This is a genomic window from Methylococcus sp. EFPC2, from assembly GCF_016925495.1.
Lineage (GTDB): Bacteria > Pseudomonadota > Gammaproteobacteria > Methylococcales > Methylococcaceae > EFPC2.
On sequence record NZ_CP070491.1, the window covers coordinates 1,037,200 to 1,053,837 of the forward strand.

Here is a 16,638-nt window from a genome sequence, read left to right on the forward strand (position 1 = left end):
TCCTCAGGTGATTGGCGGAAGCGATACCGATAAGTTGCGTTCAGTGGGCCGGATGGGGATTGCGCGCATCGCTGCGGGCATAAAGCCTGAGGGGTGTTCCCTTCTGCACGACAAACTCGATCTTGCGGGTGGCATCCACCTCGATGATAGGGAACAGGTTCTCCGCCATGTCCATGTAGTAGTGGGCCAGCCGGTCCATGGCATAGCCGGCGCCCTTGAGGGCGCCGCCCTCCATCGCCGATTCGCTGAAGGAGCGCTGGAACGGCGTGGTCGCCACACCGGCCGGGCCGGCCAAGGCCAGCACCTGGGTCTGGTTGCGCCCGAAGGCGTCGGAGAAGCCGCGCAGGAATCCGGCCAGCAAGGCATTGCCCAGCAACTGCCCCTGCTTGCTGACAACCCGTCCGCGGATGCCAACTTTGCCGTCCTCGCCGACGGCATAGGCATCGATGGGCACCTCGATCACACCGCCGTCATCCCGCACGCAGGAAATGGATTCGCCACGGATGTAGGCGCGCTCCGAACTGAGATCGCCGTAGCCGGCCGAGACCAGGAAGCACTCGCGCACGTCCGCCCGGTAGCGGTTGGGCAGGATGGCCTCGTCCTTCAGGCGCGCCAGTACCGGGAACGGCTCCTTGCGCGCACCCTTGCCGGTGGGGGCATCCAAACCGTTCAGGAGATTGCCCGACAGGATGCTGCCGGCGGGGATGAAAACCTCCGTCTGGGACGTCGGGCCTTGTGATGCCGGAACATCCTGTCCAGGAGAGGATTCATTAGTCGGTTTCGGCTTGATGACACGGATCTCCAAGCGGCCTTTGTTCTGGCCGGCAGTCTGAGGTTGGCCGGGACCCATGCCGCCGGCCGAGCCGCCGTATGGCGCCGGCGTTGGTGGCTGTGCGAACAGCGCGTCCAGGTCCTGATGAGTCGGTGACTTTGCCGCGGGTAACCGCGGCAGCCGCTCGCGCTCGGCGGGCGGCAGGATGGGCTGAGTGCCGGTAGTGTCGGATTTCTCCGTCACGGCCTCCTTGGCCCGGCGCAGGCTGTCGATTTCCGATCGCAGGGACTCGATCTGGCCTTGATGGCTGGTCGCCTGTTCCTCGTTCATGCGCCGCAGGCGCTCCTCGTCCGACAGACGGGACCGCTTCTGTTCTTCCTCGAGTCCGGCCAGCCGGCGCAACAGGTCCTCGTTTTTCTGGGCGACCTGTTTCAACTGGGTCGCCAGCCCGTCGATACCTAAAGATCGCGGATCCGAGTCGGTCAGGATGTGTTTGACGACCTGCTGCTTGTCGGCCTTTTGAGCCGGTTCCGGCGCGAAATTGGCGATGGCAGTGACCACGCCCAGGCCCGCCGCAACGATGCCGCCGACGGCGAGGCCCCGTTTCGCGCTGGGACCGAGGGCGTCCCAACGGTCCTTGAAGCTTTGCATCATCGACCGGACCCTTTCAGCAGCGAGGGACGCACCGTGGTGTCTTCATCCCGTGGTCGTCGGATCGCGACATACAGTTCGGTGGCTTCGCCTGCTTCGAGCAGAACCTTGGGCCAGGCGGCCACGGCCAGCACCTCACCGCCGGCATCGGCACAGGAGCGCTCATCCAGTTCCAGGCTATTCGGGCCGGTATTGTGGGCGACACCGACCAGCAACACCCGATCATGCCCTTCCAGAGCCTGTCCCGTCCGGGTTTGCGAGCCCGGCTGGGTACAGCGAATCTGCTCGCCCGCGCCGGGCTCGCGCAGGGCATAACCCTTGGGCGTCTTCATCTGGGCAAGCATCCGAAAGGTGGCCTTCAGCTCGGCGATATAGTCCTGGGATGAATTGCCGACCCGGCCTCCCATGCTTTTCTCGGTGCTCTGCAGCGAGCCGAGCTTCTTGTACTGGCCGGCATCGAGAGTCAGGCGGATTTCCCGCGGCGGGATGCGCCGAGGCGCCAGCGTCAATGACAGGGCCAGTTCTTCGGTGTCGCCGGGGGTGATATACAGCGTCACCGGCGTTTCGTCGGGCGTGGCCACGTAGAGCACATTGCCTTCGACCTGGGTCGTCGCCTGGCTGACCGTGCGCACATGGGGCCGGTCGAACGGGGTCATGATGCGGTTCAGGTGGCCGACGGCGACGGGAATGATCTCGTTGACGCCGGGAACGATTTGGATCGTCTGGGGCGCCGTGGAAACAGCGGAATCGCGTTTGGACTCGGTCAGCACGTTTGCCGGTACCGCGGGACTTTCCACGGTGGTGGGCTCGGCCTGCACACTCGCAGCCAACGCGTACAGGATTGCGGCGGTTTGTCGATGGAGCGACTTCATCTTGGGCGTTCCTGCGGTTGTTTGAGGACCTTCAGGCGTTCCACGGTGCGCGGCTCGTCCGGGTACACGTCGATATAATCCAGGCGGGGCCGATAGTTGCGGGTGGAAAGCACGAACTCGTAGGTGCGGTTGCGGGTTTCCGCCTTGGAATTGGGGCCCTGCGTGGTCAGCTCGCCGGTGACGAAGACCTTGTCAGTTTCGCTTTCGTAATTGACCTGGCGCGGTTTGAAGCTGGTGGCGATGTGGTCCATCTTGATGGCGCTGATCTGCTCCGACATCGCATCCATGACCGACCGGTAGATCTCAGTGGAGAGCAGTGGCGCGAGGGCGTTGGCGATGAATTCGGAGGTGGCGGGTGTCACGTTGCCCAGGAGTTCCGCCAGATAGAGTCCCCAGGATTCCTTCAACTCGCTGGAGGCGGTGTTGCGGGTGATCTCGACTTCCTTGGTTAGGTTCGGCGGGACCAACACTACGGCACGTTCGGTACGCAAGGCTGCCAGCGCGCTGATGCCGTTGGTGATGACCAGCCCGATCAACACGACCCGGTGCAGCCGGTTCTCGGCCTGGACGATACGCCAGGACTCCAAGAGATGGGTAAGCTTCACGGGTAAAACGCCCGGATGAAGGGATTCGGGATGGTGATGGCATTGCTGGGCAATAACCCGATCCAATAGGCCGCGTGCAGGGGATACCCGTCCGGGCGATTGTCGCGGAAGCGGCGATAGGCCTTGATGGCGACGACCGCCAACACCAGCATGATCGTCACCTGGCCGATCAGTATCCCCAGGATCAGCAGGAAGGCGGCCGGCGCGAATTCATCAGCGCTCCAGATCAGCAGGGTGACCGGATCGTCGATGTGCTTGGGTATGCTCACAGGCTCCATATCAATTCCTCGAAAACGTCGAGTCATTGTCCGGAGCCGGAAGTGGAGGAGTGTCCAAATAGATGCTCGGTTCAACGCATCTTTATTGGAACGCTGTGAATGCGTCGAGCCACCGTCTCTGACGTTTACCTAGGATACGGATGCTCTCTCCCCCGGCGACACTGCTGATCTGGGAGACGCCGCCCGCCGGATCGGCAACGGCTTACCCTGTTTGATACGAATTCAATTGTCCGATCAGGAAGTTAGGGCTGACTCGCCGATCGGCACAAGGATCGGCAGTATTCAGCGAATCGTGTAGACTAAGGTCTGTTGCAACAATGCCTTACGCGAACCTAAGATCGGCATGGCTGAACTCGCTGAAACTCCCTCCCGCATCGAACCCTGCCTGTCGGAAAATGTACCCGTAGAGGTCGCCGATACCCTCGCCGCCCTGACCGCGGCGGCGGAAAGGCTGAGCAACCGGTTGCACCCGAGCACCGTTGCCAACCTCGCCGACCTGGTCCGGATCATGAACTGCTACTACTCGAACCTGATCGAAGGGCATACCACCACGCCGAGGGACATCGAACGCGCCCTGGAGAACGACCGGGATGGGGAAGAAACCCGCCGCAATCTGCAGGTCGAGGCGCGGACGCATATCCGCGTGCAGCGGATGATCGATCGCCGCTATGCGGAGGGCACTCTGCCCGAGCCGGCTTCCGCGGATTTCCTGCGCCGGCTGCACCGCGAGTTCTATGAGGAGGCACCGGACGCCATGCTCTGGGTCGAGGGTGCCGGGCACCGATTCCGGATGGAGCCGGGCCAATTCCGAACCTTCCCAGAGCAAGACGTGACGGTCGGCCGGCATATTCCCCCCGGCAGCGAGCGGGTGGAAGACTTCATGCGGTACTTCGAGCAGCGCTATCGCCTGGCATCCATGGGAAAAGGCGGGCGCATCATCGCCCTGGCCGCCGCCCATCACCGCCTGAACTACATCCACCCCTTCCCGGACGGCAACGGACGGGTCAGCTGATTGATGAGCCATGCCATGGGCCTCATGGCGGGCATCGGCGCGGGCTGGTTGTGGTCGGTGTCGCGCGGTCTCGCCCGCGGACTGCAAAGCCGGCAGGAATACAAACAGATGATGGACTATGCCGATAGTCACAGGCAGGGCGATCTCGACGGCCGCGGCAATCTATCGCAAAAGGCCCTGATCGAATTCATCCACTGGTTTCTGCGCGTGTGCCTGGATCAGGTGAACTTCATGACCGGCTTGTTCGAGTTCGACCACCTCGCCGGGCGGCTCAACGTCTACGTGGAGCGTACGGCCATGAAGCCGGAAGCCTTCCACATATTGGAGCGCGTACTGTTGCAAGGCGAAATGCCGCGCGGCGAAGCCGGACGGATCACAGGACTCAAGGAACGGAGCGCGCGCATGGTGCTCGCCGGTCTGGTGGAACATGGCATTCTGGGATCGGTAACGCCCAAAGGGCCCGTGTCGCTGCGCTTTCCGAGCGAGACGGCCGAGATTTTGTTTCCACTCCTATTTGCCGACGGCTGATTCGCAGATCGCTGCTCGTGCTCTCGGGATGTCGGACGGTTATTACTTACGCACCAAATAAAGAGACTCATGCACCAAAAATGTCAATCATACTCAAGCTGTAACCTCTTAAGTTGATAATTTTATTAACAAATGGAATAGGCGCAGCATTTGCCGGAAATAACAAATTTTCTGACGATCGAATGATCACAACATCGGACGATTCCATCCAATCTGATTTGTAAACCTAAGTTTCTGTTAACCGAGGAGAAAAAAATGAAAACAACAACCGTTATGTTATTGATCGGCACAACTCTACTCTTGGGGAATCCAGTTCTTGCGGAAGAACATGGCCAAGAAGCCACCCAGCACCTCGATCAAGCGGTGGAAAGAGGCACGAAGGGTGATGCGGCAGGGGCTGCCGTCCATACCGAAGAAGCCCAAAAGCATGTGATCGAGCAGAATGCCGAACACCCCTACACCCAGCCGTCCAAACAAATCACCGGCGAGAACCCGAAGGCAGAGCACGATAAAGCCACCTTCGACCAGATGAGAAAGGCCACCGGTCACGCGAAAAAGGGACATGGCAAGGAAGCCGGCACTGCCGCTGGTAAGGCAGCTACCCACTTACAGGAAAAAGAGCAATCAAAGTAAGCTTCCTATCCGGTCAAAGCTCGGCGGAGGTCATCTCGGCGAGCTTTGTATGGACGCGGCCCCTCCAGCTATTCTTAGCTTATTGCCACTTCAACTTGTGGCATTGATGTGCTAGTTTGATTATTAATTAGTTTTTCTCCGAGCTCCCCTTTGTGTTGAAAGCCTTGCTCGCCCAACGAAACCGTCCTTACCTGCACGCTTTGGTGTACGTGCTGCTCGTAAGCCTGGTTTCCGTGCTTATGTTTTCAACCTGCGCCATGCCTACACCCTGGCGTATCGCCTCGGTGGAGACAATGTCAACGGGGTGTTCTGAATCGGCAGACCACGCGCAAGAGCATCAAGATCACCAGTCCGAGCCCGTTCAAGACTGTTCTTTCAAGCCTTGTCTCGACTCCCAACCCAACCCGGTTTTCGGATACAAGCTGGATAAGCCGGAGATCCCGGTTTTCATTCTGTCCTTGATCTGGATCATTGGAAGTTTATTCCTTCCCGTTCAAGCTCAACGTATTCCTCGCGTCACCGCTCCCCCCGACGGTCGGCGAATCCCGCTGATCTATCAGTTCTGTACGCTTCTGAATTAGCCCGTTCTCCCGAGCTCGAAATGCGCCGTTAACTGGCGATTGAGGGTTTCTGCGCCTGGCAGGGCCTTCGGTTTCTGCAATCGAGGAGAACTTGATGTTTTTTATGTCCCTGTGGCCGCCCCACCGCGCGTCTTTGACGTCGGTGACGGTGGCGATCTATCTCGCCGCAATCTCAGGCGGTGCGCACGCCGACGAGCCCATCCTGTCGCCCGAAAGGGCCGTCGCCCTAGCCTTGGAAGGCAATCCGAGTCTTGCCCAAATCAAGGCGCGTGCCGAGGCGATGGCGGCCATCCCCTCTCAGGAAGGGACGCTGCCCGACCCAACCCTGAATCTCGACGCGCTCAATCTACCCACCGCCAACGGTTTGAACCTCCGCAAGGAGGACATGACGATGATGGAAGTCGGACTCAGCCAGGCCATTCCCTTCCCCGGCAAGCTGACGCTAAAGGAGAAAGCCGCCGAATTCGAAGCGGAAGCTGCGGCCAACACCGTCGAAGAAGCGCGCCTGCGTCTGGCCCGCGATGTGAAAATCCGCTGGTGGCAACTGATGTACATGCATCGCTCGCTCATCATCATCGCAGACACCGAGCGCTTGCTCCAGCAACTAGTCGAAATCGCCGACGCCAAATACCGGGTGGGCGAGGGACTGCAGCAGGACGTCCTGTCGGCGCGATTGGAGTTGGCCAAGCTGGGCCAACAAAGAGCCCAGCACGTCGGCATGCATCGGAGCGAGATCGCCCGCCTGAATGCTTTATTGAACCGGTCCATGGATAGCCCCATCCGCTTGCCGGGCGAGGTGGACACGGCGTTGCCGGATATTCAGTCGGAAGCGGACTTGCTGGCGACGGCCGAGCGCTCGCGTCCGCTTCTGGCGCAGCGCAAGCACGCGATAGACGCGGCGCAAACCCGGCTTGAGCTGGCTAAAAAGGATTATTACCCGGACTTCACGCTGGGTGCCGGATACGCCTTTCGCCAGAATACCCCCACGGGTCAAAGCCGCAGCGATTTCGCCAACTTTCGGCTCAGTCTGAATCTACCCATTTATGCGGACAGTAAGCAATCGAAGGCCATTGACCAGCGCAACAGCGAGTTGCTCAAGGAACGTTATGCCCTGGATGAAGCGGAGCGCAAAACCCAGACCGAGATCGCTTCTTCTCTGGCCGTGTATCGGGGCGACCGCGAACAATTCAGGCTTTTTGAAGACAACATCCTCCCCCTCGCGCAACAAACCGTTGCGTCCGCACTGACCGCCTATCAGGTCGGCAAGACCGACTTTCTCAACGTCATCCGCGCCGAAAATACCTGGTTCGATTACCGGATGCAGTATTGGCAGGCCTTGGCGGACGCCCACCAGGCTTTGGCCCGACTGATGGCCGCTGCCGGGAAGGAGGCCCCATGAACAAGACCCTATTTTGGACGGCCGTGTTTTCTATCGGATTGGGTGCCTCGGGGGGCTACTGGCTGGCCTTGCAAGCCATCAAGGCAAGTCTACCCACTACGGCACAAGCCGAAAATAAGCCGCTGTTTTACCGTCATCCCATGAATCCGGCGGTCACCTCACCGGTACCAACCAAGGACGAGATGGGTATGGATTACATCCCCGTCTACCAGGAGGTTGCGCCAAACGCCGAATCGCAGGTGACGCCAAAAACGGATGCGACACCTCCGCAGCGAAAGATTCTTTACTACCGAAACCCGATGGGACTTGCCGATACCTCGCCGGTTCCGAAGCAAGATTCCATGGGGATGGACTACCTCCCGGTGTATGCCGATGAATCGAATCCGACGCCCAGTAGTCCGGCGAAGTTGAAACCCAAGATTCTCTATTACAAGAATCCCATGGGGCTTGCCGATACTTCGCCGATCCCCAAGAAGGATTCAATGGGTATGGATTACACCCCGGTTTATGCCGAGGAGGATACGCCGAGTGCGAGCGATGCCAAGACGCTCCGGGTGAGCGTCGAGAAGATTCAAAAACTCGGCGTGAAGACGGCTCCGGTGGAACGCCAGGATATCGCGCACACCATCCGCAACGTGGGTATCGTCGAGGCTGACGAGCGACGCCTGTATAACGTGACCCTCAAGTTCGATGGCTATATCGAGAAGCTGTTCGTCAACACCACCGGGCAAGCCGTGGCGCATGGCCAGCCCTTGTTCGAACTTTACAGCCCGGACCTGGTTTCCGCTCAACGCGAATACCTGACCGCTAAAAGCGCCCAGGCGGCGCTTTCCAAGGCCGAACCATGGGTTCAGTCGGGAATGCAGGATCTGGCGGAAAGCAGCCTGGAACGGCTACGCAACTGGGGGATTTCAGACGCTGAGCTGGCCAGCCTTGAACACGAAGGCAAGTCCCGTCACGGCTTGGTGGTTCGCTCCCCGGCAGCCGGCGTCGTCATGGAAAAATCGGCTATCGCCGGGAGCCGAGCCTCCGCGGGAGATGTACTGTTCAAAATCGCCGATCTGTCCCAGGTGTGGGTCATGGCCGAAATCTATGAGCAGGATATTGGCCTGATCGAACTGGGACAGGAGGTTCAGGCCAGGCTCGACGCCTTTCCCGGTCGGACTTTCCAAGGCAAGGTGGCTTTAGTTTATCCCTCGCTGAATCCCGCCACGCGTACCGCGAAGGTCCGGATTGAACTGCCGAATCCCAAGGGTTTACTCAGGCCGATGATGTATGCCCAGCTTGAGATCGCCACCGAGGCGCATCGGGGGCTAGCGGTACCGCGCTCGGCGATTTTGGAGAGCGGCCGGCGCACTCTGGCCCTGGTCGATCGAGGCGAAGGTCGCTTCGAGCCTCGCCCGGTGAAACTCGGGATTCGAGGCGATGACATGACCGAGGTGTTGGAGGGGCTGAGCGAACAGGAGCAGGTGGTGACCCGTGCGAACTTCCTGATCGATGCCGAGAGCAATCTGAAAGCGGCACTCGGTAGTTTCGATAGCCAGGCTAACAAGTTGGGATCTGGTGCCGAGATGACACCGCAACAGACCCCCTCCGCCGCGACACCGGCCACGGGTCACGCCGGACATGGGCGCAGCGCCACGACTAAAGCGGCCGGGGGACGGTGAGATGCTGGGACGAATTATCGAATGGTCGGCTCGCAACATTTTTATCGTCCTGCTGGCGACGGTTTTTCTGATCTTTGCCGGTATCTACGCCATCCTCAAAACGCCGCTCGACGCCCTGCCCGATTTGTCCGACACCCAGGTCATCGTCTACACGGAATATCCCGGTCAGGCCCCGCAAGTGGTGGAAGATCAGGTGACGTATCCCCTGACCACGGCGATGTTGAGTGTTCCCCATTCCAAGGTCGTGCGCGGGTTTTCCTTCTTCGGCGTCTCGTTCGTTTACGTGATTTTCGATGACGGCACCGATGTCTACTGGGCACGTTCGCGGGTCTTGGAATACCTGAATTTCGCCTCCAGCCGATTACCCAAAGGCATCACGCCCAGTCTCGGCCCGGATGCCACCGGAGTTGGCTGGGTGTTCCAGTATGCCGTGCTGGGGGCCCAGCACTCCCTCGCGGAACTGCGAACCCTGCAGGACTGGTTCATCCGCTATCAACTCACCAAGGCCCATGGCGTGGCGGAAGTCGCCAGCGTCGGTGGCTTCGTCCAGCAATACCAGGTCATTGTCGAGCCGCGCAAACTGCAAGCCTACGGTATCCCCTTGTCGACGGTCAGCCAGGTCATCGCAGCCAGCAACCGGGACGTGGGCGGGCGCGTGGTGGAAATGACCGAAACCGAATACATGGTGCGGGGCGAAGGATATTTGCGTGGCATCGAAGATATTGAAGACCTGGTGCTTAAAGCCGAGGGCGGCACGCCAGTGCTGATTCGCGATGTGGCCCGCGTTGAACTCGGACCCGATGAGCGGCGAGGACTCACCGAACTGAACGGCGAGGGAGAGGTGGTCTCAGGAATCGCCATTGCCCGCTACGGGCAAAATGCTTTGGATGTGATCGAGCATGTCAAATCCAAGCTCCGCGACATCGCCCCCGGTCTGCCGGCCGGCGTGTCCATCGAGCCCGTTTATGACCGGTCGGTACTGATCCTGAAAGCCATCCAAAACCTGCGCGACAAGCTGATCGAGGAAAGCTTGGTGGTCGCGCTGGTGTGCGTGGTGTTCCTGGTCCATGTGCGCAGCGCGCTGGTGGCCATCGTCATGCTGCCGGTCGGTGTACTCATCGCCTTCACCGTCATGCATTTCCTGGGCATCAACTCCAACATCATGAGTCTCGGCGGGATCGCCATCGCCATCGGCGCCATGATCGATGCCGCCATCGTCATGATCGAAAACGCCCACAAGCACCTTGAGCGGGCCGAACCCGGGGAAAATCGCCTGGAACTGATGATCAAGGCTGCTAAAGAGGTGGGTCCGGCCTTGTTCCTCAGCCTGCTGGTCATCACCGTGTCGTTCCTGCCGGTGTTCGTGCTGGAGGAACAGGAAGGCCGGCTTTTCAAGCCACTGGCATTCACCAAGACCTTCGCCATGGCGGGCGCCGCCCTGCTGTCGGTGACCCTGGTGCCGGTATTGATGTTTCTGTTCATACGCGGCCACATCCTGCCCGAAAAACGCAATCCCGTTAACCGTGTGCTGATCTGGCTTTACCGCCCGATCATCGAAGGGGTACTGCGCTGGAAGAAACTCACCATCACCCTGGCTGCCGCCATCCTGGCGATGACCGTTTATCCCCTGTCGAAGCTGGGCAGCGAGTTCATGCCGACCTTGAACGAAGGCACGCTGCTGTTCATGCCCATGAGTCTGCCGGGGCTCTCCGTCACCAAGGCGGCGGAAATCATGCAGACCCATAACCGCATACTTAAAACGTTCCCGGAAGTCGAATCGGTGTTCGGCAAGGCCGGACGGGCCTCCACCGCCACCGATCCGGCGCCGCTGGAAATGTTCGAAACGGTGGTCAACCTCAAACCCGAGGACCAGTGGCGACCTGGCATGACCACCGAGAAATTGATCGCTGAAATGGACCTGGCGACGCAAATGCCCGGTGTCACCATCGCCTGGACCATGCCGATCAAGAATCGCATCGACATGCTGTCGACCGGCATCCGGACGCCGATCGGCATCAAGGTGTTCGGCAATGATCTCGCGCAGATGGAAAGGCTCGCCACGCATATCGAATCCGTCGTCAAAACCGTGCCCGGAACGACCAGCGCCTATGCGGAGCGCATTACCGGCGGTTATTACCTCACCATCGCGCCGGACCGAAAGAAACTGGCCCGTTATGGCCTCAGCGTCGGGGATTTTCAGGATGTGATCGCGACCGCCCTGGGCGGCGAAAGCGTGACCACCACCGTCGAAGGCCGGGAGCGCTTCAATGTGATGGTGAGGTATCCGCGTGAACTCCGGGATTCGCCCGAGATGATTGCTTCCCAAGTCCTCGTCCCGACTCCCGGCGGCGCCATGATTCCCTTGGGGCAGGTGGCGCAGGTCAGTCTCGCCAATGGGGTCCCGGCCATTCGAACCGAAAACGCGTTGCTGTCGGCCTACATCTTCGTGGACATCCGCGGCCGCGACATCGGCGGGTACGTGGCCGATGCCCAACGGGCCGTGCTGGAACAGGTCAAGTTTCCACCCGGTTACTACGTCACCTGGAGCGGGCAATTCGAATACATGGAGCGTGCCAAGGCCAAACTGGCCATCGCGATCCCAATGACCCTCTTCATCATTTTTCTGCTGCTTTATCTCAACTTCAAGCGCATCACCGAAACGCTCATTGTCATGCTGTCCTTGCCCTTTTCCATGGTCGGCGGCGTGTGGCTCATGTACTGGCTGGACTACAACCTCAGTGTGGCGGTGGCGGTGGGCTTCATCGCCCTGGCCGGTGTGGCGGCCGAAACCGGAGTGGTCATGCTGATTTATCTGGACCATGCCTTGGCAAGGACCAAGGCGCAAAAGCCGGAAGGGAAAGGGTTGGAAGTGGCCGATCTGTATGCGGCGATCCGTGAGGGTGCGGTGGAGCGGGTCCGGCCCAAGATGATGACCGTGGTCGCCATTATCGCCGGGTTGCTTCCCATCATGTGGGGCACCGGCACCGGTTCCGAGGTGATGCGCCGCATCGCCGCGCCGATGGTGGGCGGAATGATCTCCTCCACCCTGTTGACCTTAATCGTCATCCCGGCAATTTATGCCCTGGTCAAAGGGCATTTCATCCAGAGAAAACAACTTTTAACCGACTTTCAAGCAGGAGGTAGTGATCAGTAGACAACTCACTCTCATAACACCAACCGACATTTCTTCCAATTTCGATCAATGAGGTGTGCCATGAACAACATCACGAAAGCGTTACTGACCGTTGCCTTGACTCTGGGACTGCTGGAAGGCTGTGCCCAGTCGAATCCTCACCCCATGGACATGACTGTGGCCGTTCAAAGCGCCAAGACCAAAACAGACCACGAGGCGTTGGCCGCGCATTATGAACAGGCAGCCAAAGAGGCAGATGCCATGGTCGAGGAACATCAACAAATTCTCGCGGACTTCAAAAAGGATCCCCACGACTATCCCAAAAGCTATCTGGGCGGGAACTTCGAAAGCCATTGCCAGAGGTTGATCGATATCTACGAGCGGGCCGCCGCAGAAAATCGAGAGATGGCGAAGATGCACCGGCAGATGGCGGCGGGAGCGATCAGCAGGCGGGGGAGTGGAAGTGAACGGTAGAGAGAGTCAGTTTGACTTCCCGCTGTGTTAACGCCATGGGGAATACCGAGGTTTCCTGCCCATGGCGTTCATGAGGCTATTTGCGAAATGAAGCAACACGCCACGAATAAGCTTTTCATCCAACATCCATCAATGAGGTTATGCCATGAAGAACATCACGAAAGCATTACTGACCGTTTCTCTGACCCTCGGATTGCTGGCGAGCTGCGCCCAGCCGAATCCTCATCCCATGGACATGACGGCCGCTATCCAAAACGCCAGAACCCCCACCGACCATCAGGCGCTGGCCGAACATTATGAGCAGGCAGCCAAGGATGCCGAGGCCAAGGTCGAGGAGCATAAAAAGCTCCTGGATCAATACAAGGCGCGCAGCTACCTGTATGGCAAGCAGGCCATGTCGTTCCAGTCCCACTGCGAGGCTCTGATTCGCTCCTACCAGCAAGTCGCCAAGTCGAACGCGGAGATGGCGCGGATGCATAGACAAATGGCCATGGAATCGCATTAGACATGGATCGGAATGGGAACGCCATGAGAAGACGAGGTGTTCCGACCATGGCGTTAGCGAGTTCAAGTCAGGAAGTTAAGGGACGCGCCACGAATGAGCGGTATTGGACATGGCAATGAAGAAAACTTGGATTGAGCAACCGATTCCTGAGATCGCTGATCGACTGGCGACGGATGCCGATCTTGGGCTATCCCCCCAAGAGGCTTCGAAGCGTTTGGCTCAACAGGGACCGAACGAATTGCGCAAGGCCAAAGGCATTTCTCCCTTGATGCTCTTCTTGGGGCAATTCAAAAGTCTGGTGATTTGGGTATTGATCGGCGCGGCACTCGTTTCCATCGCGCTCGGCGAATGGGTCGATGGCAGTGCCATCCTGGCGATCGTGATCCTGAATGCAGTCATCGGTTTCTTCCAGGAATACCGTGCGGGAAAGGCCGCGGCAGCGCTGGCGCGTCTTACGACTCCCAAAGCCCGTGTGGTCCGTGACGGGCACGCCGCCGTAGTTGCCGCCGCCGAGATCGTGAGTGGCGACATTCTGTTATTGGAGGCCGGCGACTTGGTAGCGGCGGACGCCCGCCTTCTGGATACCTCGCAATTGCGCGCGAACGAAGCGCCACTCACCGGCGAGTCTCAGTCCGTGGAGAAACGGGTCGCGATGCTGCCGAAGGAAACTCCCTTGGCCGATCGGCACAATATGGTGTTTCTCGGCACCAGCATCGTCGGTGGTTCAGGTCGGGCCTTGGTGGTGGCGACCGGCATGGACACCGAGGTCGGGCATATCGCCCAGCTGCTGCAATCGGCGGGTGCAGACGAAACGCCGTTGCAGCGTCGGCTGGATAAGGTGGGACGTCGTCTGTTGTGGATTTGTTTAGGCATCGTGGCGCTGGTGTTCGGTTTAGGTCTGCTGCGTGGCAATGATCCATTCGAATTGTTCCGTACCGCCATCAGCCTCGCGGTAGCGGCGATTCCGGAAGGACTACCGGCAGTGGTAACGGTGGCGCTCGCATTAGGCGTGCAACGCATGGTCAGACGCAATGCCCTGGTCAGGCGTTTGCCCTCAGTGGAAACCTTGGGCTGCGCCCAGGTCATCTGCACGGACAAGACCGGCACTCTGACCGTCGGCGCCATGACTGCGCGCAAGATCGTCACTCAAGAACGCTTGTTCAGTGTAACCGGAGAAGGCTATCAGCCGTCCGGCGTATTCATCTCTGGCGGACGGGAACAACGCGACGATCCTGCCCTATTCGCCCTGTTATGGGCAGCTACTGCCTGCAATGATGCCGAGTTGACCGATGGGCGCCCCAGTATCGTGGGTGATCCGACCGAGGGAGCCTTGCTGGTGGCGGCCATGAAATGGGGCATCCGCCGCGTCACTGTCGAGACCGAGATGCCCAGGGTGGCCGTCGTGCCGTTCGATTCGGACCGCAAGCGGATGACCGTCATCCGCCGCTGGGAAGAGGAAACCCGGGCCTTCGTCAAGGGAGCGCCCGAAGTCATCCTGGAACGTTGCGCGTTCATACGCACGCGGGAAGGCATCATACCCATGACCGCCGAGGAGCGCGCCGCCATGATCCGAGCCGGTGACTTGCTGGCCGGCGACGCGCTACGCGTCCTGGCCATCGCCGAACGGGTGCTGGAATCTTTCCCGAGCGATCCTTCAGCACCGCTTGATGAAGCCGAAATTGAACAGGACTTGGTGTTGCTGGGTTTGGTCGGCTTACAGGATCCACCGCGCGGCGAGGTTCGCGACGCGATTGCCAAATGCAAACGGGCTGGCATCAAGACCGTGATGATTACCGGCGATCATCCGGATACCGCCAAGGCCATCGCTCACGAACTAGGGATTCTTGATAACGAAGACGAAGTGGCTTTAGGTGCCGAACTGGAGATGATGTCCGATGACGAACTCCAGGAGCAGGTGCGGCGGATCGCGGTGTACGCCCGCGTCACCGCCGAACACAAATTGCGGATCGTGCGGGCCTGGAAAGCGACCGGCGCGGTCGTGGCAATGACCGGCGATGGCGTCAATGATGCACCGGCGCTCAAGGAGGCGTCGATCGGCATCGCCATGGGCATTACGGGCACTGAGGTTACCAAAGAGACCGCCGACCTTATCATCACCGATGATAATTTCGCCTCCATTGTCGCGGCGATCGAGGAAGGCCGAGGCATCTATGACAATATCGCCAAGACTTTGGCTTATTTGCTTTTTGCTGCCGCCGCCGAACTGGCCATCATGCTCTTCGCGGCGCTGGTCGGTTGGCCATCGCCATTGTTGCCCCTGCATCTACTCTGGATCAACCTGGTAACGGGCGGATTGCCGGCGCTGGCGCTAGCTACCGATCCGATCGATACCGATGTGCTTAGCCGGCCGCCGCGCAGCCCCCAGGCCGAGCTGCTGGATCGGAAGTTTCTCAAACTGACCCTGCTTACTGGATTTTTGACCGCTAGTGTCTCCTTCGGCGCCTTCGCCTACGAGTTTTATAGAGGCACCAGCCTGGATCAAGCTCGAGATGCCGCATTCACCGCGCTGGTCATCGCAGAATTAATACGTTCCTTCGGCGCTCGCAGCCGCTATCGCACCGTCTGGCAACTGGGATTGTTCACCAACCTGCGGTTGTGTCTGATCGTGGCGGCCAGCTTTGCCCTGCAACTGGCGATACACCACATCCCGGCGCTGCAAACCCTGTTCGGCACCGAGCCGATCACGCTGTATCAATGCACTGCCTGGTTCGGGCTGGGCTTCATTCCGCTTTTGGTCCTGGAGGCGCTCAAAGTGCGGCGTCAGTTTCGGGAGCGGCGCACGGCATTGTCCGCTGAAATGTCGGCAAATCATCGAGGATCCTGGAGATGAAAAAAGACGACGCCTATATCCCGGCCTTTCATTTCCATTGGCTGACACCCTGGTACGACCCGATCGTGGGTTGCCTGTTTGCGGAAGTTGCCGTGAAAGAAGCCTTGATCGCGCAAGCCGGCATTCAATCCGGCCACTCCGTGTTGGACGTGGGCTGCGGGACGGGAACGCTCGCGCTGCTGATCAAAAAGACCCATCCGGACGCCGCCGTCCACGGACTCGATGTCGATCAACAAATACTCGACATCGCTCGCCGGAAGGCCGGCCAAGCGGGAGATGTCCTCATACTTCAACAGGGTACGGCAACCGATCTGCCTTATCCCGATGGATGCTTCGATCATGTGTTCACCAGCCTGATGCTGCACCATCTGAAGCGGGAGCAGAAACGGCAGGCGTTCGGCGCAATATTCCGCGTGCTCAAGTCCGGCGGCGAACTCCATGTGGCGGATTTTGGCGAACCACAGGATACGGTTATGTGGTTGTTCTCGTTGCTGATACGTTGGGCCGAAGAAATACATGACAACATTCAGGGGCTGTTACCGGTTTTTATGGTCGAAGCCGGTTTCCGGCCGGTGGTAGAAACCGCCCGTTATCGCACGGTATTCGGCGCCATCGCTTTGCATAAGGCCTGCAAACCAATAGGAGATGTCCTATGAAGTCATCGCAGAGGAGAACCA

The 16,638-nt window shown here is 59.4% G+C and carries 14 protein-coding genes; 10 read left to right on the forward strand and 4 right to left on the reverse strand.

Annotation, left to right across the window (positions count from 1 at the left end; genetic code table 11):
* Positions 1-40: 40 nt before the first annotated feature.
* From JWZ97_RS04515 to traL, 4 genes are read right to left on the reverse strand one after another with little or no spacing between them, the layout of a single operon-like run.
* Positions 41-1,426, reverse strand: a complete 1,386-nt coding sequence (locus tag JWZ97_RS04515) for a TrbI/VirB10 family protein (RefSeq protein ID WP_240342482.1) — start codon at positions 1,424-1,426, stop codon at positions 41-43.
* Entirely contained in the window at positions 1,423-2,295 is an 873-nt protein-coding gene (locus JWZ97_RS04520) for a type-F conjugative transfer system secretin TraK (protein WP_205433623.1), read from the reverse strand. The genes JWZ97_RS04515 and JWZ97_RS04520 overlap by 4 nt, the downstream gene beginning before the upstream one ends.
* A complete protein-coding gene (locus JWZ97_RS04525; protein WP_205433624.1) occupies positions 2,292-2,900 on the reverse strand; it encodes a TraE/TraK family type IV conjugative transfer system protein in 609 nt (202 codons plus the stop codon). Before JWZ97_RS04525 ends, JWZ97_RS04520 begins: the two co-directional genes overlap by 4 nt.
* Entirely contained in the window at positions 2,897-3,178 is a 282-nt protein-coding gene (traL, locus tag JWZ97_RS04530; RefSeq protein ID WP_205433625.1) for a type IV conjugative transfer system protein TraL, read from the reverse strand. Before traL ends, JWZ97_RS04525 begins: the two co-directional genes overlap by 4 nt.
* Before the next feature lie 343 nt (positions 3,179-3,521).
* Between traL and JWZ97_RS04535 the strand changes: the two genes are divergently transcribed.
* The 10 genes from JWZ97_RS04535 (at position 3,522) to JWZ97_RS04580 (ending at position 16,617) form a co-directional block, all read left to right on the forward strand.
* Positions 3,522-4,190 carry a Fic family protein gene (locus tag JWZ97_RS04535; protein WP_205433626.1) on the forward strand — a complete coding sequence of 223 codons (669 nt, stop codon included), beginning with the start codon at positions 3,522-3,524 and terminating at the stop codon, positions 4,188-4,190.
* A 15-nt stretch (positions 4,191-4,205) separates the two neighbouring features.
* Positions 4,206-4,718, forward strand: a complete 513-nt coding sequence (locus JWZ97_RS04540; protein ID WP_205433627.1) for a hypothetical protein — start codon at positions 4,206-4,208, stop codon at positions 4,716-4,718.
* 255 nt (positions 4,719-4,973) lie between these two features.
* The gene (smbP, locus tag JWZ97_RS04545; RefSeq protein WP_205433628.1) at positions 4,974-5,351 is read left to right on the forward strand and encodes a small metal-binding protein SmbP; all 378 of its coding nucleotides are present in this window, start codon (positions 4,974-4,976) and stop codon (positions 5,349-5,351) included.
* A gap of 675 nt (positions 5,352-6,026) precedes the next feature.
* Positions 6,027-7,331: a TolC family protein gene (locus JWZ97_RS04550; RefSeq protein WP_240342483.1), complete on the forward strand. Its 1,305-nt coding sequence runs from the start codon at positions 6,027-6,029 to the stop codon at positions 7,329-7,331.
* A 68-nt stretch (positions 7,332-7,399) separates the two neighbouring features.
* Positions 7,400-8,998, forward strand: coding sequence for an efflux RND transporter periplasmic adaptor subunit (locus JWZ97_RS04555; RefSeq protein ID WP_205433629.1), 1,599 nt, complete (start codon positions 7,400-7,402; stop codon positions 8,996-8,998).
* A gap of 1 nt (position 8,999) precedes the next feature.
* Positions 9,000-12,152: an efflux RND transporter permease subunit gene (locus JWZ97_RS04560; protein ID WP_205433630.1), complete on the forward strand. Its 3,153-nt coding sequence runs from the start codon at positions 9,000-9,002 to the stop codon at positions 12,150-12,152.
* A 60-nt stretch (positions 12,153-12,212) separates the two neighbouring features.
* On the forward strand, positions 12,213-12,605 hold the full coding sequence (locus JWZ97_RS04565) for a hypothetical protein (protein ID WP_205433631.1): 393 nt from the start codon (positions 12,213-12,215) through the stop codon (positions 12,603-12,605).
* A gap of 145 nt (positions 12,606-12,750) precedes the next feature.
* The gene (locus JWZ97_RS04570) at positions 12,751-13,110 is read left to right on the forward strand and encodes a hypothetical protein (protein ID WP_205433632.1); all 360 of its coding nucleotides are present in this window, start codon (positions 12,751-12,753) and stop codon (positions 13,108-13,110) included.
* A gap of 115 nt (positions 13,111-13,225) precedes the next feature.
* Complete coding sequence (locus JWZ97_RS04575; RefSeq protein WP_205433633.1) at positions 13,226-15,961, forward strand: cation-translocating P-type ATPase; 2,736 nt, start codon at positions 13,226-13,228, stop codon at positions 15,959-15,961.
* Complete coding sequence (locus tag JWZ97_RS04580; RefSeq protein ID WP_205433634.1) at positions 15,958-16,617, forward strand: class I SAM-dependent methyltransferase; 660 nt, start codon at positions 15,958-15,960, stop codon at positions 16,615-16,617. The genes JWZ97_RS04575 and JWZ97_RS04580 overlap by 4 nt, the downstream gene beginning before the upstream one ends.
* The last annotated feature ends 21 nt before the right edge of the window (positions 16,618-16,638 follow it).